We start from the raw sequence: 19514 nt of genomic DNA, 5'->3' as shown, positions 1-19514 counted from the left end.
CGTACTATGTATGTCACTTTGGATTCTGGAATGTTTAATGAATCGAAGGGGTGAACGAAATGGCAGCATGGATGATGGTCTTGGCATTAACATTTTCATCAAGTATCGATAACTTAGGGGTAGGAATTTCTTACGGCATTCGAAATATAAAAATTAGTCATCTATCAAACTTTATTATTTCGATAATTTGTTTTTTATTTAGTGTAGTAGGAATATATTTTGGCTTATGGCTGTCAAAAATTTTACCTGGGATTATGCCTGTTGTAATCGGTTCGTTCTTATTAGTGATAATTGGTCTCCGAATTATTTTACTAGCAATTCCTCGTAAAGTTCCGGTGCAAGAGACTGAGGGAGAAGTGGCAAGTACAGAAATAAATGGTTTAACGAAAAATATCGGTAAATCTGGTGAAATCGGTTTTGTAGAGTCTATTTTTCTTGGAATTGGTTTGTCTGCGAATGCACTAACGAATGGTTTAGGAGCAGGGTTGTTCGGTTTGAATCCAATTGCCATTTGTATTGCCGCTGCAGTGGGTAGTTTTATTACGGTATGGGGTGGAGTTGCGTTAGGGAGAAAGATTGCTCACGTTCGTATCGGTAAATTCACTTTAGGTCAGTTTGGAACATTGATTAGTGGAACATTATTATTAGTTATTGCGTTTGCTGCATTTTTTGATTAATTCATAGAAGGTGAGTGAAATTGAGATTACTGTATAAAAGGCTAAAATATTCGGAGTTAGAGTCGGAGTTGCAATTAGTTGAAAGTGTTTTAACTTCAGGATACTTTATTTTATTAGATTTGCTCTTTGTGTCTTTCTTATTGATGATACTAACCTTTTCTCTACATCATTCATTTTTTATGGCCATCGTCATATTCGTGAGTTCTTACATAATTTGCGGTAGTGTATTTGTATTATTACGGAAATGGTTAAAATAATTTTAAAAAGCTATCTTGAATATAAGATAGCTTTTTTGTTTGCAAAATATAAACATATAAAGGGACTTCTATCTTGTAAATGGTCAGAAAAATTTGTTAATATAAAATGTATAGTGATGTAGTTATTTTTCATATAATAACTATGGTTATTCTCGTGAATAAAGGGGAATGAGATATGTCTCAAGATCATGAAAAAAGTAATCTTGGATTGTTGTTGAAAAAATTGCTTAAGGAAAAGTCTTTATCGATGCGAAAGCTTAGTGCGCTCACTAATATTGATACCGCTACAATTTCAATGATTGTAAATGGTAAGCGAAAGGCGAATCCAAAGCATTTGCAAAAGTTTGCAGAGAGCCTTGATGTTCCGGTAGGTGATTTGTTTGTAGCGGCAGGTTATTCTATTGACACGAAACAGGAGGAGCAATCTGATATTCACGTTTCTATTAATAATATTGAACACTTACTTGAATCTGCTCAGCTATATGATCAAAAGTTTAGTATATCGAATGTAGAGCAGCAGTTAGCGAATTATGAACAATATTCGCAAACAGAAGAAGGGAAAGAAACAATTGAAAAGGGGTTTCTTGAAAAGATTCAAAAGGTAAGCAGTATTGGCCCATTTATTAATGATTTGAAAGAATTGTACGAGAGATTTTCGAAGAAGAAAGGAACGACTGCAGAACTTGCTTTAATGGGAAGTGCGCTTATTTACTTTATATTATCGGTCGATGTAATCCCAGATTATATATTTCCAATCGGCTATTTAGATGATGCGGTTGCGGTACAACTCGTTTTAAATGCACTAATGAAAAGATAAGATGTTTATATGAATAGATAGATGAAGATATTTATATACCAATAGTTTGGGATAATTGTATCGTTATGAATATACGAAAAAGGTGTACCCCGTGTTAGAACGGAGTACACCTTTTTCGTTTTAATTAGCCGATTTTTCTACATACTCATAAGCTTTCTCCCCATGCATTGAAATATCAAGTCCCATATGTTCCTCGTGCTCATCTACCCGGACAGGGAGGAAGAAGTTAATTGCTTTAATAATCGCGTACGTCATGATGATTGTGAACGCATATGTTGCGCCGATTGCTACAAGTTGTTTCAACAGTAACGCGGCGTTTCCGTAAAATAATCCGTTAGCACCATCGCCGTTTACGGCAGTAGTTGCAAATAGTCCTGTCGCAATGCCGCCCCAAGTTCCGCCGATGCCGTGACATCCGAATGCATCGAGTGTATCGTCGTATCCAAATTTTGTTTTTAAGAAAAAGACCGCTCCGAAGCATAATACGCCCCCAATTGCTCCGATAAGAAGAGCTGAGAAAGGTGTAACGAACCCGCAAGCTGGCGTAATAGCGACTAGACCGGAAACGACGCCACAAGCAGCTCCCATCGCAGTCGGTTTTGATTGGAAGAACCACTCTGAAAGCATCCAAGTTAATGCAGAGGCAGCGGCAGCTATATTTGTATTAATAAATGCAGTTAAAGCTACATCATTTAAAGATAATGCGCTTCCGACGTTAAAACCGAACCAGCCGAACCACAGTAAACCAGCTCCTAACATCGTAAATGGTAAATGATGAGGAGAAGAACCGTTTATGTTTTTTCGTTTTCCAAGGAAAATAGCTAATACAAGGCCAGCCACGCCAGATGTAATATGAACGACATTACCACCAGCGAAGTCTAACGCACCAATTTCTCTTAGCCATCCGCCAACGCCCCATACCCAATGAGCGACAGGATTGTAAACGATTGTTGTCCATAGAAGGATGAAAATAAGGAAAGCTGAAAATCGCATTCTTTCGGCAAATGCTCCTGAAATTAAAGCGGGAGTTAAAATAGCGAACATGAGTTGAAACATCATAAATAAATTGTGAGGAATGGTAGATGAGTAGTCTGGATTTGGTGCGTAGGTAACTCCGTTTAAACCGAACCAATCGAGTGTGCCGATAAGTCCGTGCCAATCTGGTCCGAATGATAAAGAATAACCAATTATAATCCATTGAATCGAAACGATAGCCATTGCGCTATAACTATGCATTGTTGTACTGAGTACGTTTTTACTGCGAACCATACCCCCATAAAAAAGTGCTAATCCTGGTGTCATTAACATGACCATTACTGTCGCTACAAACATAAAAACTGTATCTCCCGTATTCATTCTCTCTCCTCCTGTAATGTTAGAAAAAATAACATCAATTTGTTATGTTTCATATCATATTCGAAATGAAAGGAAAAATCAACTAAAAATTCAGAAAGCTTTATGTATCATGTTAGGAAATCTAACATGGAGTATTTTGAGAAGAGTGAAATCAACGTATGCGATTCGTTCGGATAATTGGTATAATATTCTTATAATTAAAAAACATGGGGGATGCGTGTGGGGAAAATACATACTAGGAAATTATTCATTTGTTTTTGTTTAACTGTCGTTTTGTTTGTACCAATACATACATTTGCAGACGAAAAAAGAGAGTGGCGAGACGAAGTTATATATTCCATTATGATTGATCGTTTTAATAATGGGGAACCAAAAAATGACAAACAGTTAGAAGTTGGCAATTTAGAAGGATATCAGGGCGGAGATATAAGAGGCATTATAAAAAGACTGGATTACATAAAAGAAATGGGATTTACCACTGTTATGCTTTCGCCGCTTTTTGAAAGTGTAAAATACGATGGGTTAGATGTGCGCAATTTTCAGAAGGTAAATGAACATTTCGGAACAGAAAATGATGTGAAAGAACTTGTGCAAGAAGCTCATGCAAAAGGAATGAAAGTTGTATTTCAATTTCCACTTGGAGAAAACGAACAACAAGTAATCGACTCGATGAAATGGTGGATCAAAGAAGTTGATTTAGATGCAAGTTATGTAATACATAGTGAAAAAAAGTCGCCTGCTTTTTGGGATGATGTGCAAAAAGATATGCAAGTGATAAAGAAAGATTTTCGAGTTATGACAAAAGAAGATAGTGAATACAACGAAAAAATAGTAGATGCGTTTTCCAAAGCGGACGTATCGGTGAAACCTTTATATGATGTGAGTAAAAAAGACGGAGCAGCCGCTACATTTTTAGATAATCAAGATACAAAAAGATTTGCTCGTATTGCAAAAGAGAATATGAATTATCCACCATCTCGTTTGAAACTCGCTCTTACATATTTATTAACAACACCAGGTATTCCGAATTTTTATTACGGAACTGAAATTGCATTGGATGGAGGAGGTACGCCAGATAATAGACGATTAATGGACTTCAAATCAGATGAAAAGTTTATGCAACACATAACGAAACTCGGTGAGCTTAGACAAGCGAGACCATCTTTACGCCGCGGTACGTTTGAGCTTCTATACGATAAAGATGGAATGAGTGTACTAAAGAGAAAGTATAAAGATGAAGTGACAGTAGTAGCGATTAATAATACGAGAGAAACACAAAAAGTTGCTTTACCTGCAAGTGCGGTTGGTGAAAAACAAGAGTTAAGGGGATTGTTAGAAGATGAAATTATAAGAGAAGAAAACGGAAAATTTTATCTCGTTTTAAAGCGTGAGGAATCAAATGTGTATAAAGTTAACGGGGAAACAGGTGTGAATTGGCTATTTATTTCTTTAATCGTCGGTGTGAACGTATTGTTTATTGCTTTTTTAATTGTGGTTAAAAAGAGGCGGAAATAAGGGGATATTCTCTTTTGTGTTCAATTAAAAGTGCGTGATGAGGTGAGATGTTTGAGTCTTCTTATCGTATTCGTAATTCTGTATTTTGTGGATAACAGTGACGATGGGGAATTTGTTCGGTGGGACAGGTTAAGGAGAAAACTTTCTCCCTAGTCTGTTTTTCTTTGAAGTAAGACTCTCACCTCGAAATGCAACTGAGCAAAGAAGTAAAAAAATCGATAGAAGCAACAATAATTGAAAATATACTAATTTTACATTACATTAAAGGGTGAAAAGTTTTTTGTTACTCATTGAGGGTTATATTTGAGGAGGAAAAATGGAATTTTACGATTTGGGTATTACCATTAAAGAACTTAGAATGAAAAAGAATATATCACAATCTGAATTGTGTCATGGAATATGTTCGCAAAGTCAAATTAGCAAAATAGAAAAAGGTATGATTTATCCATCTAGCATATTGTTATATCAATTATCTGAAAGACTTGGTATTGATCCAAATCATATTTTCGCACTAACTCAAAACAAAAAACTAAAATATGTAGAAAATGTAAAATGTGTAATGAGAGATTGTACAAAACAAAAACAATATAATGAACTTTATGAAATAGTGAAACAAGAGAAAACCGAAAATAATTTCCAGTTAAAAGAAGATAAACAATTTCTAATATGGCATGAAGCGATTGCTATATTTTATGTGAATAAATCAATAAAAACTGCTTTAAATCTTTTAAATAAGGCACTAAAACTAACTGTAACGAATGGTGATTTTTTATCAGAAAGAGAAATAGATATTATGCAGTCGATGGCTATATTTCATTGGGCAAATAAAGAATATGAAAAGAGTATTACTATATTAAGAAGATGTTTAACTAATTTTAATAAGTTAGATTTCCCTAGAGATAAAGAGGTTAAATTAAAAATCATTTTTAATTTGGGGAAAATGTTAGGTCATGTAAATCAACATGAAGAGGCAATAAAATACAATGATATGGGTATTAAATTAGCTATTAATCTAAATACTTTATATTTATTAGGCGAATTATACTATGGAAAAGCTTGGAACATGCTAAAGCTGAAACAATGTAATGAAGAAGATGTAGCTGATAATATGAAAAAAGCATTATTTATCTTTGAACTAACAGAAAAAGAAGATCTGATAAAAATAGTTAAAGAAAAATATTTTGAACAACAAAATAAAAAAATCACTCATAATTTCTGATGAACATCTTATTATTCTCTATAAAAAAAGCACCTTATGGTGTCTTTTTTATGACTTATATCATCAATTATTACAGTTCGTAGGTTTCTTATACCAAGCTTTGTTGATGTATTTACAATTCGCAGGTGTTGAAGTTTTAGATGTATCCCCAGGTGTAGTTATATTATTAGAACACCCTGCAATATATAGACAGAATGTAGTTAATAAAAAACATAGTATTAATTTCTTCAAATAACCACTTCTAACTCTTTTTAATTAACATTTTTCATAAAATAAATTCTTTACTAATTTTACATTACAGGAAAGGATGGAAAATATTCTTATACTCATAATTTGTTACATTTGATTGGGGAGGGAGGTTTTTGTTCCGATTTTTAAAAGGGTCTTCTTCATTTATGCATAAAATTTATCCGATTGCCCGTAAGCCTAGACTTTTACACGCTAAAAAGAAAAACATCCTCTACATAGAGGATGTTTTTCTTTTTAGCGGTAGTTAATAAATTGTACGTCAATCGGTAAATCAGCGCTACGAACTGCTGCGATAACTGCTTGTAAGTCATCACGGCTTTTTGCTGTAACACGTACTTGATCATCTTGTACTTGTGTTTTTACTTTTAATTTCATTTCTTTAATGATGTTGTTAATTTTTTTCGCGTTATCTTTATCGATACCTTGTTGAAGTGTTGCGCGTTGGCGAACAGTGTTACCAGCTGCCGCTTCAACTTTGCTATAATCTAAGTTCTTAATTGGAACGTTACGTTTTACAAGTTTAGAAATAAGAACGTCTTTTACTTGCTCTAATTTGAACTCGTCGTCAGAAGTTAAAACAAGTACTTCTTTTTCAAGTTTAATATCACTTTTACTTCCTTTAAAGTCATATCGGTTTTGGATTTCCTTTAATGCGATATTAATTGCGTTTGTTACTTCAGGTAATTCTACTTTCGAAACGATGTCAAAAGAACTATCTTTTGCCATAGTTAGCACCTCCAAATATATTTCTAATCTTTTTATGTACTGTACATACTAAAGTATAGCTGAAAACGAGCTTAGACTTAAGTGTTTTCATACTTATAATGATGTAACCTCATTTTATTATAGTGAATTTTGGGCAGTTGGACAAATAAAGGAAAAATCGTGTTATAATTAACTTTTGTTTGGAATGATAAAAAGATAAAAAAGTTAATTTTATATATATAGAAGGGAATTAAAAAATATGTATTTACAAATAGGATCGATTGAACAGGTAACTGTTTTACGCGAAACGGAAATCGGATATATGGTTGGAAATGAAGAAGAAGAAATTTTTCTACATAAAAATGAAGTAGCTGGAGAAATTGAAGAAGGCGATACGATTGATGTATTCTTATACCTTGATCACCAAAATCGTATTTCGGCAACAATGAAGGAACCAATTATTACAACGTATGATTGGAACTGGGTAAAGGTTGTAGAAGTCATTCCTAGTCTAGGTGTGTTTGTTGACATTGGTGTATCAAAAGATATACTAATTCCAGCTGATGAATTCCCAATTTATATGCCAGTATGGCCAGAAGTTGGAGACGAATTATATTGTACGTTAAAATTAACGAATCGTGATCGTTTAATTGCTCTTCCAGCAAGAGACAGTGATATGCAAGAAATCGTTGTAGATGCAACGCCATCTATGCGTAATAAAAACGTAAATGGACGTGTATATCGTTCACTTCAAGTTGGTTCATTCGTCTTAACAGATGAGCATTTCCGTGCATTTTTACATCATACAGAAAGAAAAGAACAAGTTCGCATCGGTCAGCGCGTAACGGGACGAATTATTGATGTAAAAGATGACGGCACAATTAACATTTCACTTCTTCCTCGTAAAGAAGAAGGAATGGAAGATGATGCTGCAGTGATTTATGCATATATGGAAGAACGAGGCGGAGCAATGCCATTTTGGGATAAGAGCTACCCAGAAGACATTAAAGAACGTTTCAATATGAGTAAAGCTGCATTTAAGCGTGCGCTTGGTAAGTTGATGAAAGAAGAAAAGGTTTACCAAGAAGAAGGTTGGACGTACTTTAAGAAATAAAGGAAATAAAAAGCACCACCTTATATTTTACCTATAAGGTGGTGCTTTTTTAATTTCCTTGCTCATGTACAAGAGTGAACGTATCTTTCAATTCACTATCATTTATTTTAATATTTGCTTTTTTTAATTCATTTTGCAATAGTTTTTTGCCGAATATAGGGTCAGAGATACGTTCTTCTTCTAAGTTTTTGCGAATAGAGTCTTTCACTTCATCATAAGGCTTTAAAGCTTTTTTATCAGTTAATTTAATAATATGATAACCGTTTGGTGATGCAACGGGATTGCTAATTTGTCCGACCTTTAGTTTATAGGCAGCAGTTTCAAATTCAGGTGCCATTCTACCTGAATTGAAGTATCCAAGGTCTCCGCCTTTCTCTTTTGATAGCAGGTCTTGTGATTCTTGTTTTGCTAGTTCTTCAAATGAAGCACCAGCATCTAATTTTTTCTTTATTTCTTTCGCTTCATTTTCGTCACTTACTAAAATGTGGCTTGCTTTAATTTCTGGTTTATAGTGGTCTTTTACGTCTTTTTCTGTAATACTTTTCTTAATCGCTTCATTCATAGCAAGTTTGAACTTAATTTGATTTTTGAAATCAGCTTCATCTTTTAAACCATTGTTTTTCAATACGTTTTTAAATTGGTCTCCGTATTGATTTTTCGCTTTTTGTACTTCTTTATCTACATCATCGTCAGATACTTTATATTTTTTCGTGATAACGTCTTGTGCCATCATTTCGTATAGCATGTCTTTTCCATAACGATCTTTTAACTGTTTTTCGAAGTCGCTCTTCGTAATGGTTGAGTCTGTTGCTGTAGCGACTGTATCTGAGTCGTTTTTTTGTCCACAAGCAGATAGCATTAATATACTTAGTAGTGCAGTAATAATGAAAATGTGTTTCCCTCTCATGCTAACACCTCATCCGAATATGTTATCGCTATTGTAGAATATAGAAGTGAACATGAAGTGAATTTTTAATGTTTTTTCCCTGTAAACTGTAAAAAAAGTACACCAACAATATTGTTGGTGTACGATGGAATCAAAGGTGATCGGTCTTTTTAGAATAGGCACGCTTACCTTGCTCTATATTCTTTTGTTCTTGCTCATTTTTTTGCGCGCGTTTTGCATTATTATCGCGTGCTTTTTTGTCGTTATCACTCGTATGTGGCATATGTATCAACTCCATTTCTAAACGTTGTACGTTTATCATTTCCTTTTTCGTAAAGACTATGTATAGCAGTGTATTCATGAATAATGAAGGTGGATTGGAAATGGATTTGAAGTTGAATTATACCGAACTTATAAAGAAGTTAATCGTTGTAATCGTCGCAGGTTTGTTAAATGCGATTGGAATGAATTTATTTTTAACGCCAGCGAAAGTGTATGCAAGTGGCTTTGCTGGATTGTCTCAATTGCTATCACAAATATTAGGTGATTTTTTATCTATTCACATATCAACCGGTATATTATTTAGCTTGTTTAATATTCCTGTCGTTATTTTAGCCTGGAAAAAGGTTGGAAAGGCCTTTACTTTCTTTAGTTTTCTTTGCGTTATCTTTATGACTATGTTTTTAGAAATTATCCCTGTTAGGGCAGTTTCGAACGACATCATATTAAATGCGATTTTTGGCGGGCTTATTTCAGCAATCGGGGTAGGGATTGCGTTGAAGTGGGGGGCTTCTACAGGTGGTTTAGATATAATCGCCATGATTTTATCAAAGATTAAAGACAAGCCTGTCGGTACGTATTTTTTCTTCTTTAATGCACTGATCATTATCGCTGCCGGCTATGTGTATGGATGGGAAAAAGCATTATATACTTTGGTGACTTTGTATGTGTCAACGCGAATCATCGATGCAATTCATACGCGTCATGTGAAGATTACGGCATTAATCGTTACGAAAAATGGGGCGGATGTAAGAAAGGCGATTCACTCACGCTTAGTGAGGGGGATTACAACTATACCGGCAACTGGTGCTTATACGAATGAAAATAAGGAAATGTTAATGATTGTTATTACTCGTTACGAACTGTATGAATTAGAGAGGGTTATTAAACAAGTAGATCCGGGGGCATTTACAAACGTTCTGCAAACGGTTGGGGTATTCGGATTGTTTCGAAAAGATTAAAGAGGACCAAAGCTGGTCCTCTTTTTTAATGTGCATTCGTAATGTTTTGCAACTGCTCTTGCATTTCACGTAGCTGAGCTTTTTCAGCTGTTGAAGAGTTTGCGTAAGCAGAGTGCAAAGCGTTTTTTGCTCTATATACGAGATCTTGTTGCTCGGTGCCGCTTGAACAAGATACGGCATTTGCAACAGCATCTCTAGCTTGTTGAAATAGTAAATTCCCCATTTAGACCCCTCCAAAAGAAGAGTTACTTCTCGCTTTTTCTGCCTCAGCTAATGTACCTCGGTACGGGAATCTTGCATCATGCTTCATAACAGCATCGGCTCCTTGTTGGATAAAACGTTTTGATTTATTCTTTTTACCCATTCGAAAAACCCCCTTTATTTAGCTGAAAACAATCGACGCGCTAACTTTTGCGTCTAATGATAGTATGAGCGTTTGGCGAGAAACTATAAGCAGGGAATTTTTAGATTACAACCCAAGAACCTCTTCTAAATATAGTGCAATGCCATCTTCTTCGTTCGTTAGCGTCGTATGGTTTGCGAGTGATTTTAATTCAGGGATGGCATTGCCCATTGCGATGCCGTGACCAGCAAATTCAATCATTTCAAAGTCGTTATCTTCATCACCGAAAGCGATAATTCGCTCTTGTGGAATGTTGTAATGACTAGAAATTTTTTGTAGTCCAACAGCTTTATTTAGTCCGCTTTTTACAATTTCAATAATCGGCCAAGGTGCGCCCCATTTTCTATGGTCAATTACTTCAGCATGCATATCAGTTAAATGTTGACGAATTGCACTGGAATGCTCGTCATGTGCGTCAATTAATAAGCAAGTTGGATGATCGTTTAAAATATTTAATAAGTCTCCTGTAAAAATGTTTGGAGAACCGAATTCAAAAATATGTTTTTTATCTTCATCAATTTCACGAACATACACATCGTCCATTACTTCAGCGTATATATTTTTTACGCCAAAATCAAAGCAAGCTCGGACAATTTCTTGTGCTGTTGCTAGCTCAAGAGGAGAGTGATGTGTGCCCCACTTTGAATCAAGAGGGTGATGTACGTAAGCGCCATTAAAGTTTACGATTGGTGTATTCAGACCAAGTTCTTTATAGTAATCATAACTAGCGCGGAATGGACGTCCTGTTGAAATAACGACAATATGTCCTTGTTCCTTTGCTTTTGCAATTGTATGTTTCGTTCGAGTGGAAATTATTTTGTTGTCTGTTAATAAAGTGCCGTCTAAGTCTAGTGCGATTAAATGCTGTTTGTTCATAATTTCACCTCTTATAATAATTTATTTTTGTTTCTATCTGTATTTCCGTTTTAATATGCAGAAATAAGAGGTTAAGCTGGGTGAGACCACCAAAGATGGAAACTTCACTATATATCCATCTTACGTCGCAAAGTGTTACGGTGTCTACTATTTCTCGCTGGAAATTAAGAAAAGTCAACATCTTTTTAGAAAGTTCAAACAATGTTTCTTTCATTATGGACAAAATGTGAAAAGGGTTACATTGTTCGTAGGATGAGGCTTATAATGAACATGTAATCTTCTCGTATATGTTTGACTCTCCTTTGAAACTGGCCTATAGTAGGTTGGTTTCTTTTTTTTTACAAATAGGAAAGAAATCCCTGCTTTAAGCTTGTGTCATTCATGTATATGTACAAGAATGAAATGTAGTACTTGTTTCCTAAACATGACAGACAAGCTTTCTTTTAAAATGGATATACTAATGAGGCAAAGATGTCATGGAAGGAGAATGGAAATGGGACAAAATCGTAGGTTTCGTTCTGGACAAAAAGCGCCGAATGATGGCATTTACGTAGAAATTGGTGAAACGGGAAGTATGGTGAAAGATCCGCAAATGGTAAAACTAACTGCTGGTGAAAAGTTTCCAGATAACACAAATCATAACCGCCAGTGGACATATAAAAGAAAACCGTAACAAAAGCCGCAATCATTATTGCGGCTTTTTTGTCGTTATCCATTTTAATTTCATTTACCGTATATTTTTCAGTCGTATCATGCATGCTCCCTTTTTCTTTTTCCAATAATAAGTTTGAAATACATAAGCAAAATTATTGTATAAAAAAGTCAGTTGGCGTATAATCAAATCAAAGGTCAAAGAAAGTCAAACATTTGGAGGACTGTAAAGATGGACTTAAATCAAATGACAACAAAAACACAAGAGGCGATTATGAGTGCTCAATCTTTAGCGGTATCTCATCATCATCAAGAAGTAGATACTGTTCATCTCTTGTTTACATTATTAGAAGAGCAAGATGGGTTAGCAGTACGTATTTTTCAAAAAATGAACGTCGATATAGAAGCATTAAAACAAGGCGCCGAAAATTTAATTAAGAAAAAGCCTTCCGTAACAGGAAGCGGTGCAGAAGCAGGTAAATTATATATAACAGGTGCTTTGCAACAACTACTTGTAAGGGCAGGAAAAGAAGCAGAGAAATTGCAAGATGATTACATTTCAGTTGAACATGTATTACTTGCTTTTACTGAAGAAAAAGGCGATATAAACCAATTATTTACAAGATTTCATATTACGAAAGATAACTTATTAAAGTCTTTAATGACAGTTCGGGGGAATCAAAGAGTGACTAGTCAAAATCCAGAAGCAACTTATGAAGCGTTAGAAAAATATGGTCGTGATTTAGTGGCGGAAGTAAGAGCGGGGAAAATTGACCCTGTTATCGGACGCGATAGTGAAATTCGCCGCGTAATCCGCATTCTTTCACGTAAAACGAAAAACAACCCGGTTTTAATCGGGGAGCCCGGTGTAGGTAAAACAGCAATCGTTGAAGGGTTAGCACAGCGTATTGTAAAAAAGGACGTACCAGAAGGATTAAAAGATAGAACAATCTTTGCATTAGATATGAGTGCGCTTGTAGCTGGAGCGAAATTCCGCGGTGAATTTGAAGAGCGTCTCCAAGCTGTATTAAATGAAATTAAAAAGAGTGAAGGACGCATTTTATTATTCATTGATGAACTTCACACAATCGTCGGCGCTGGTAAAACAGAAGGCGCAATGGATGCAGGAAATATGTTAAAACCGATGCTTGCGCGTGGTGAACTGCATTGCATTGGGGCGACGACGTTAGATGAATATCGTAAATATATTGAAAAAGATCCAGCGCTAGAAAGACGTTTCCAACAAGTATTAGCAGAAGAACCAACTGTTGAAGATACAATTTCCATTTTACGTGGTTTAAAAGAGCGTTTTGAAATTTATCACGGTGTAAATATTCATGACCGCGCGATTGTAGCAGCATCAGTTTTATCAGATCGATATATTTCGGATCGTTTCTTACCGGATAAAGCAATTGATCTTGTTGACGAAGCGTGCGCAACAATTCGTACAGAAATTGATTCTATGCCAACAGAATTAGATGAAGTAACGCGCCGCATTATGCAGCTAGAAATTGAAGAAGCAGCTCTTGGAAAAGAGAAAGACTTTGGTAGCCAAGAACGTCTAAAAACATTGCAACGTGAATTATCGGATTTAAAAGAAGTGGCAAGCGGTATGAGAGCCAAATGGGAGAAAGAAAAAGAAGATATTCACAAAGTTCGTGACTTACGTGAACATTTAGAGCGTCTGCGCCGTGAATTAGAAGAAGCAGAAGGTAATTACGATTTAAATAGAGCAGCGGAACTTCGCCACGGAAAAATTCCTGCAATTGAAAAAGAGTTAAAAGAAGCAGAAGAAATGGGCGCGAATAATAAACAAGAAAACCGTTTATTACGTGAGGAAGTAAGTGAAGAAGAGATTGCTGATATTGTTTCACGCTGGACTGGCATTCCTGTCGCAAAACTCGTTGAAGGTGAACGTGAGAAATTATTACGATTAGAGCAAATTTTATCAGAGCGTGTCATCGGACAAGAGGAAGCAGTAAGCTTAGTATCAGACGCAGTTCTTCGTGCACGCGCAGGTATTAAAGACCCGAACCGTCCAATTGGTTCCTTCATTTTCTTAGGACCGACTGGTGTTGGTAAAACAGAACTTGCAAAAACGTTAGCGCAGTCTTTATTTGATAGTGAAGAGCAAATGATTCGTATTGATATGTCTGAGTACATGGAGAAACACGCTGTGTCACGCTTAATTGGTGCACCTCCTGGATATGTTGGATATGAAGAAGGCGGTCAATTAACAGAAGCAGTAAGACGTAAACCGTATTCCGTTATTTTGTTAGACGAAATCGAAAAAGCACATCCAGAAGTATTCAACATTTTATTACAAATGTTAGATGACGGACGCATTACGGATTCGCAAGGACGTACAGTAGACTTTAAAAACACGGTTATTATTATGACTTCAAATATTGGATCTGCTCATTTATTAGATGGATTAGAAGAAGATGGTTCCATTAAAGAGGAATCAAGAGAACTTGTCATGGGACAATTAAGAGGACATTTCCGACCAGAGTTTTTAAATCGTGTCGACGAAATTATTTTATTCAAGCCTCTTACAACGAATGAAATTAAAGGTATTGTTGATAAAATTGTAAAAGAATTACAAGGCCGTTTAGCTGATCGTCATATTACGGTACAATTAACAGACGCAGCGAAAGAGTTTGTTGTCGAAGCTGGCTTCGATCCAATGTACGGAGCTCGTCCGTTAAAACGATATGTACAGCGTCAAGTTGAGACAAAATTAGCGAGAGAATTAATTGCAGGTACGATTACTGACAATAGTCATGTAGTGGTTGATGTAGAAAATAACGAATTAGTTGTTCATGTGAAGTAAAATAAAAAAGAGTTCGGATAAAATCCGGACTCTTTTTTTAGTGTTGTTCTACTGGCTCGTTTGGAATTGCAGCTGAAATTGCTAGTACTAATACCGCAAGAACAACTGAGAAAATAGACGCTTGGTTAAAATCGTATGTACCGCCAGTCATAGAGCCGATTACGTAGCTCATCATATGTACAAGCAAGAACGACCAAATTAATGCCCAAATGAAACGCATATTTTACACCTCTATTCGTTCAATCTGTCCTTATTGTAACACAATTGAAAAAAGAATATAGAAAAATATTTGTAGATTTTTCAACGCAAATTTGCATTCCGTTCATACATTATAAAAGAGTACTTTTATACGTTTAGAAAATAAGGCGGGGGAAAAATGAGTATTACGGAACGTTTTTTTTACTTAGAAAAAGAACCATGTGTCATTTATTTACCGGAGAAGCCAAATGGATTTTCTGTCATGCTTCTAGGTGATTACAACTACTTTATTGAGAATGGTACAAGTTTATGGACACAGCATGCGGGTAGATCTTATTTTTTACATGGCCTTATTGAGGAAGGCTATACAGTCTTTTCTTCTAATTTATACGGAAGGCATTGGGGAAACGATCAATCTGTTCGTCTAGCAAAACGCCTATATGACGTTGTTCTGAGAAAAGAGACATTGAATGCGAAAATGCACATTATGGCAGATGGTATGGGGGCACTTGTAGCGCTTGAAATGATGAATAAATACCCTGAATGTATACGCTCTGTCATTATGCTAAATCCGTGTTTAGATTTACCAGAATATGTCGAGTTTGAGAAAGAGCATAAGTTTTTTTACAAGAGACTCGTGAAGGAATTATGTTTAGCGTATGATTCCAAAGAAGAAGAATTAGAATCCAAAATAAATAAGAAATCATTTACGCTTCTTCCGTCTTGTGTACCTGTTAAAGTTTTCGTATCAACACAAGAAAAAAGAGGAAGAAAACAGTTGTTACGTAAATATGAGAAAATGAGGCAATTCAATCAATGTGATACTTCTGTCTTATTCCATCTGCAAGATGTGAAATATAAAATGGTTAGGCAAACGACTGATTTCTTTAAAAAATATGAAGAAGAATTGTGAAGCTCCCATATACATAAATGAGGAGCTATTTGTTTCAAGGGGAAAGGGTTGGTGGTATGGAACGCGTGCTAATTATAGGTGCACTTACGTTTGTAGGTTATCACCTTGTGAATAAAATGATTGCAGAAGGAGTAGAAGTATATGGTCTTGATTTTGATGAATTTGATAGTATGACAAAAATTAATGAAGAGAAGTTATTGTTAATTGGGCGAAATGCGTTATTTACGTATTATTCGATAAGAGATGAAGACGGATGGAGATCCGTAGAGGAAGAGAAATTTGATGCCGTTTACTTTTGTCTGTATGAGCCTAACCAACAAAGGGGCTTTCGAAATGAAAGAGTTATATTACAGTATTTAAAGCGAATTATAAGACTGTGTGAAGAACATAAAGTGAAGTTAAATCTAATTTCTTCTATTGAAGTAGGAAACGCAGATAAGTCCGAAAATAAACGTTTATTTTCGAAAGTGGAAGAAGGATTGAAAAAAGGAGAGGTACAATATAGTGTATTTCGAGTTCCTACATTATATGGTCCATGGCAACCATCTTTTATGATGTATCATCAGCTCATTTTATCAGAACTGGGTGAGAAAGAGTGCCATTATGCGAGTGAGGAAAACGCCAGTGATCTACTGTACGTTGAAGATGTATGTGAATACTTATGGGAAAATGGAAGGAACGAGGAGCATCTCGGTATATATAATTTACTTAGTGGCAAAAAATCATTATGGAAAAAAGGTATGAACCTTTTACGCGCAGAGGATAAAGTGAATAAAGAGAATGCGGAAGAAAGAGATGGAGCGGCCGAGGATATTTCAATAAAAAGAAATACCCCGTTAGAATACGGTTTAAATAAACAATTGGCACATATGAAAAAATATAAAGAATTATACGAAGGATAGCGAGCGTGTTACACTATGTATGTGAAAGTTTTAATGGAGAGGAAGAACATAATATGAATGAGAAAAGCATGCAATTTTTACAAATCGCAATGAAGCACTTACCAGAAGCAAAGGCCATTTTAGATGATAATGGAATTGCGCTTGATATGGAGAAAGCTCAACCAGTATTAGAGTTATTGATGAAAGTTATGAACGAAGCATATGAGCTTGGGAAAGCAGATAAAGAATAAAAAGCATCTTTTTAAGATGGAAGAGAGGCCTGAACCGTGGATAGAAGCGGTTCGGGCCTTTTTATATTTCGAAAGAACAGGGAAAGGTATGTTTCCTTTTCTTTTCATAAACAATAAGGTGAATAATGCGTTAGCTTTATGTTTTAGCTGAAATATATTCTAGACAAAAATACATTTATGTTTTAAAATTAGTACCAAGTCATAATAATTGATATAAAACGGAGGGCTGCGATGTGAACGTGGGCATTTTAGGGATCGGAAGATATGTGCCGGAAAAAGTAGTCACAAATCACGATTTAGAGAAAATAATGGATACATCCGATGAATGGATTCGTACGAGAACAGGGATTGCGGAAAGACGCATTGCCGATGATACAATAGATACTTCATATATGGCCGTAGAGGCTTCTAAAAAAGCGCTTGAAGATGCAGGGGTTAGCGGAGAGGATATCGATCTTATTTTAGTGGCAACAGTAACGCCAGATCGTGCTTTTCCAGCAGTAGCTTGTGTTATTCAAGAAGCGATTGGCGCAAAACATGCAGCCGCAATGGATTTAAGTGCAGCGTGTGCTGGTTTTATGTACGGAATGATTACAGCACAGCAATTTATTCAAACGGGAACTTATAAAAATATACTAGTAGTTGGTAGTGATAAACTATCTAAAATTGTAGACTGGAACGATCGAAATACAGCAGTACTATTTGGAGACGGAGCCGGTGCGATCGTAATGGGAGCTGTTTCAGAAGGTAAAGGCGTTCTATCTTTCGAATTAGGAGCGGACGGAAGTGGCGGTAAGCATCTTTATCAAGATGAGTATGTTATGATGAATGGCAGAGAAGTCTTTAAATTTGCTGTTCGTCAACTTGGGGATTCTTGTCTTCGCGTTCTAGATAAAGCTGGTCTTACGAAAGAAGATGTGGATTTCTTAGTACCGCATCAAGCGAATATTCGTATTATGGAATCTGCAAGAGAGAGATTAAATTTACCACAAGAAAAAATGAGTATGACAATTGAAAAGTTCGGTAATACATCAGCTTCTTCCATTCCGATTGCGATGGTAGAGGAATTGCAAAACGGACGTATTCAAGATGGTGATTTAATTATACTTGTTGGTTTTGGCGGCGGATTAACATGGGGAGCAGTCGCTCTTCGTTGGGGTAAATAAGGACTGAGAGAAAAAAAGGAGTGTATTTTGTATGGAAAAAAAGAGGGTCGTAATTACAGGACTAGGAGCTGTTACACCGGTCGGTACAGATGTTGAAACAGCATGGGAAAACATAAAAAAAGGTGTATCTGGAATCGGACGACTTACAAGAATTGATCCGGAACTATTTCCAGCAAAAGTAGCAGCAGAAATTAACGACTTTGAAGTCGAGAAATATATTGATAAAAAAGAAGCGCGCCGTATGGATCGCTTTACACAATATGCAGTAGCAGCAGCGAAAATGGCAGTTGCAGATGCAAAGCTTGAGATTACAGAAGAAAACGGACCTCGAATTGGTGTATGGATTGGTTCTGGTATTGGCGGTATGGAAACATACGAAGAACAATTTAAGATTTTTACTGAGAAAGGTCCGCGCCGCGTGAGCCCATTCTTCGTACCAATGATGATTCCAGATATGGCAGCAGGCCAAGTATCAATCGCAACTGGAGCAAAAGGAATTAACACTTGTTCTGTGACGGCTTGTGCATCTGGTGCAAACTCAATTGGTGATGCGTTTAAAGCGATTCAGCGCGGTGATGCTGATGCAATGATTACAGGCGGAGCAGAGGCGCCGTTAACAAGTATGGCATTCGCAGGATTTAGCTCAGCAAAAGCATTAACATTCAATGAAGATCCAGCAACAGCTTGCCGTCCATTCGATAAAAACCGTAGTGGTTTCGTAATGGGTGAAGGTTCAGGTATTTTAATTCTTGAAGAATTAGAGCACGCATTAGCTCGTGGTGCTCACATTTATGCGGAAATCGCTGGTTACGGTGCAACTGGTGATGCGTTCCATATTACAATGCCGGCTCCTGGCGGTGAAGGTGGCGTGCGCGCAATGCGTCAAGCTTTAGCAGATGCAGGTCTACAGCCAGAAGATATTGATTACATTAATGCGCATGGTACAAGTACGGATGCGAATGAAAAGTATGAAACGATGGCAATTAAAGAAACGTTCGGTGAGCATGCGTATAAAGTAGCAATTAGCTCAACGAAATCAATGACAGGTCACTTATTAGGAGCAGCTGGTGCTGTTGAAGCGATCTTCTCTATTAAATCAATTACAGACGGAGTAATCCCTCCAACAATTAACTATGAAACACCAGATCCAGAATGTGACTTAGATTACGTACCGAATAATGCGAGACATCAAGAAGTAAACGCGGTGTTAAGTAATTCATTAGGATTCGGTGGTCATAACGCAGTATTAGTATTTAAAGCGTATAAATAATAGATGAGATAAGGAGTTTTTTCGCGATATATTGCG

Annotated in this window: 22 protein-coding genes; 14 read left to right on the top strand and 8 right to left on the bottom strand. The window is 36.1% G+C overall.

The window, feature by feature from the left end:
• Positions 1 to 59 precede the first annotated feature (59 nt).
• The 3 genes from ytaF (at position 60) to AC0NJG_RS19815 (ending at position 1751) form a co-directional block, all read left to right on the top strand.
• Positions 60 to 677, top strand: coding sequence for a sporulation membrane protein YtaF (ytaF, locus tag AC0NJG_RS19825; protein ID WP_016716855.1), 618 nt, complete (start codon positions 60 to 62; stop codon positions 675 to 677).
• Positions 678 to 697: 20 nt separating this feature from the next.
• Entirely contained in the window at positions 698 to 934 is a 237-nt protein-coding gene (locus AC0NJG_RS19820; RefSeq protein ID WP_074585542.1) for a hypothetical protein, read from the top strand.
• A 175-nt stretch (positions 935 to 1109) separates the two neighbouring features.
• Positions 1110 to 1751 (top strand): helix-turn-helix domain-containing protein, encoded by a 642-nt coding sequence (locus AC0NJG_RS19815; protein WP_087951651.1) that lies wholly within the window; start codon positions 1110 to 1112, stop codon positions 1749 to 1751.
• A gap of 120 nt (positions 1752 to 1871) precedes the next feature.
• Here AC0NJG_RS19815 and AC0NJG_RS19810 read toward each other — a convergent pair whose 3' ends face one another.
• On the bottom strand, positions 1872 to 3107 hold the full coding sequence (locus AC0NJG_RS19810; RefSeq protein WP_087951652.1) for an ammonium transporter: 1236 nt from the start codon (positions 3105 to 3107) through the stop codon (positions 1872 to 1874).
• A 213-nt stretch (positions 3108 to 3320) separates the two neighbouring features.
• On the opposite strand from AC0NJG_RS19810, the gene AC0NJG_RS19805 reads away from it, so the two are divergent.
• Positions 3321 to 4622 (top strand): alpha-amylase family glycosyl hydrolase, encoded by a 1302-nt coding sequence (locus tag AC0NJG_RS19805; RefSeq protein WP_474063322.1) that lies wholly within the window; start codon positions 3321 to 3323, stop codon positions 4620 to 4622.
• Between the two features lie 316 nt (positions 4623 to 4938).
• Positions 4939 to 5841 (top strand): helix-turn-helix domain-containing protein, encoded by a 903-nt coding sequence (locus AC0NJG_RS19800; RefSeq protein ID WP_087994578.1) that lies wholly within the window; start codon positions 4939 to 4941, stop codon positions 5839 to 5841.
• Positions 5842 to 6324: 483 nt separating this feature from the next.
• On the opposite strand, the gene AC0NJG_RS19795 is transcribed toward AC0NJG_RS19800, so the two are convergent.
• On the bottom strand, positions 6325 to 6816 hold the full coding sequence (locus AC0NJG_RS19795) for a YajQ family cyclic di-GMP-binding protein (protein WP_001040152.1): 492 nt from the start codon (positions 6814 to 6816) through the stop codon (positions 6325 to 6327).
• Positions 6817 to 7054: 238 nt separating this feature from the next.
• Here AC0NJG_RS19795 and AC0NJG_RS19790 point away from each other — a divergent pair, with 238 nt between their 5' ends.
• A complete protein-coding gene (locus AC0NJG_RS19790; RefSeq protein ID WP_000281266.1) occupies positions 7055 to 7909 on the top strand; it encodes a CvfB family protein in 855 nt (284 codons plus the stop codon).
• A 49-nt stretch (positions 7910 to 7958) separates the two neighbouring features.
• On the opposite strand, the gene prsA is transcribed toward AC0NJG_RS19790, so the two are convergent.
• Together prsA and AC0NJG_RS19780 are read right to left on the bottom strand one after the other, a co-directional pair.
• Positions 7959 to 8816, bottom strand: a complete 858-nt coding sequence (gene prsA, locus AC0NJG_RS19785; RefSeq protein WP_087951656.1) for a peptidylprolyl isomerase PrsA — start codon at positions 8814 to 8816, stop codon at positions 7959 to 7961.
• A gap of 130 nt (positions 8817 to 8946) precedes the next feature.
• A complete protein-coding gene (locus AC0NJG_RS19780; RefSeq protein ID WP_001120845.1) occupies positions 8947 to 9078 on the bottom strand; it encodes a DUF3941 domain-containing protein in 132 nt (43 codons plus the stop codon).
• A 100-nt stretch (positions 9079 to 9178) separates the two neighbouring features.
• Here AC0NJG_RS19780 and AC0NJG_RS19775 point away from each other — a divergent pair, with 100 nt between their 5' ends.
• Positions 9179 to 10036: a YitT family protein gene (locus tag AC0NJG_RS19775; protein ID WP_087951657.1), complete on the top strand. Its 858-nt coding sequence runs from the start codon at positions 9179 to 9181 to the stop codon at positions 10034 to 10036.
• A 25-nt stretch (positions 10037 to 10061) separates the two neighbouring features.
• Here AC0NJG_RS19775 and AC0NJG_RS19770 read toward each other — a convergent pair whose 3' ends face one another.
• From AC0NJG_RS19770 to AC0NJG_RS19760, 3 genes are all read right to left on the bottom strand, one after another.
• Entirely contained in the window at positions 10062 to 10259 is a 198-nt protein-coding gene (locus AC0NJG_RS19770) for a DUF3813 domain-containing protein (RefSeq protein ID WP_087951658.1), read from the bottom strand.
• The gene (locus tag AC0NJG_RS19765; protein WP_000516816.1) at positions 10260 to 10400 is read right to left on the bottom strand and encodes a hypothetical protein; all 141 of its coding nucleotides are present in this window, start codon (positions 10398 to 10400) and stop codon (positions 10260 to 10262) included.
• 105 nt (positions 10401 to 10505) lie between these two features.
• Entirely contained in the window at positions 10506 to 11315 is an 810-nt protein-coding gene (locus AC0NJG_RS19760) for a Cof-type HAD-IIB family hydrolase (RefSeq protein WP_001041235.1), read from the bottom strand.
• A 493-nt stretch (positions 11316 to 11808) separates the two neighbouring features.
• Between AC0NJG_RS19760 and AC0NJG_RS19755 the strand changes: the two genes are divergently transcribed.
• Together AC0NJG_RS19755 and clpB are read left to right on the top strand one after the other, a co-directional pair.
• Positions 11809 to 11988 carry a YjzC family protein gene (locus tag AC0NJG_RS19755; RefSeq protein ID WP_000531421.1) on the top strand — a complete coding sequence of 60 codons (180 nt, stop codon included), beginning with the start codon at positions 11809 to 11811 and terminating at the stop codon, positions 11986 to 11988.
• Positions 11989 to 12198: 210 nt separating this feature from the next.
• Complete coding sequence (gene clpB / locus AC0NJG_RS19750; RefSeq protein WP_087951659.1) at positions 12199 to 14799, top strand: ATP-dependent chaperone ClpB; 2601 nt, start codon at positions 12199 to 12201, stop codon at positions 14797 to 14799.
• Between the two features lie 37 nt (positions 14800 to 14836).
• Here clpB and AC0NJG_RS19745 read toward each other — a convergent pair whose 3' ends face one another.
• Positions 14837 to 15019, bottom strand: a complete 183-nt coding sequence (locus AC0NJG_RS19745; RefSeq protein WP_001211116.1) for a YjzD family protein — start codon at positions 15017 to 15019, stop codon at positions 14837 to 14839.
• 156 nt (positions 15020 to 15175) lie between these two features.
• Here AC0NJG_RS19745 and AC0NJG_RS19740 point away from each other — a divergent pair, with 156 nt between their 5' ends.
• The 5 genes from AC0NJG_RS19740 to fabF all read left to right on the top strand — a co-directional run bounded on the left by AC0NJG_RS19740 (position 15176) and on the right by fabF (position 19478).
• A complete protein-coding gene (locus AC0NJG_RS19740; RefSeq protein ID WP_000028705.1) occupies positions 15176 to 15910 on the top strand; it encodes a lipase family protein in 735 nt (244 codons plus the stop codon).
• 29 nt (positions 15911 to 15939) lie between these two features.
• The gene (locus tag AC0NJG_RS19735; protein WP_140168481.1) at positions 15940 to 16812 is read left to right on the top strand and encodes an NAD-dependent epimerase/dehydratase family protein; all 873 of its coding nucleotides are present in this window, start codon (positions 15940 to 15942) and stop codon (positions 16810 to 16812) included.
• A 53-nt stretch (positions 16813 to 16865) separates the two neighbouring features.
• A complete protein-coding gene (locus AC0NJG_RS19730) occupies positions 16866 to 17042 on the top strand; it encodes a ComZ family protein (RefSeq protein ID WP_001986215.1) in 177 nt (58 codons plus the stop codon).
• A gap of 233 nt (positions 17043 to 17275) precedes the next feature.
• Positions 17276 to 18208: a beta-ketoacyl-ACP synthase III gene (gene fabH / locus AC0NJG_RS19725; RefSeq protein WP_001100541.1), complete on the top strand. Its 933-nt coding sequence runs from the start codon at positions 17276 to 17278 to the stop codon at positions 18206 to 18208.
• 31 nt (positions 18209 to 18239) lie between these two features.
• The gene (fabF, locus tag AC0NJG_RS19720; RefSeq protein ID WP_000412651.1) at positions 18240 to 19478 is read left to right on the top strand and encodes a beta-ketoacyl-ACP synthase II; all 1239 of its coding nucleotides are present in this window, start codon (positions 18240 to 18242) and stop codon (positions 19476 to 19478) included.
• Positions 19479 to 19514 lie beyond the last annotated feature (36 nt).

The organism is Bacillus sp. SSR7 (assembly GCF_055902415.1).
This window is presented reverse-complemented; position numbering and strand designations above follow the sequence as displayed.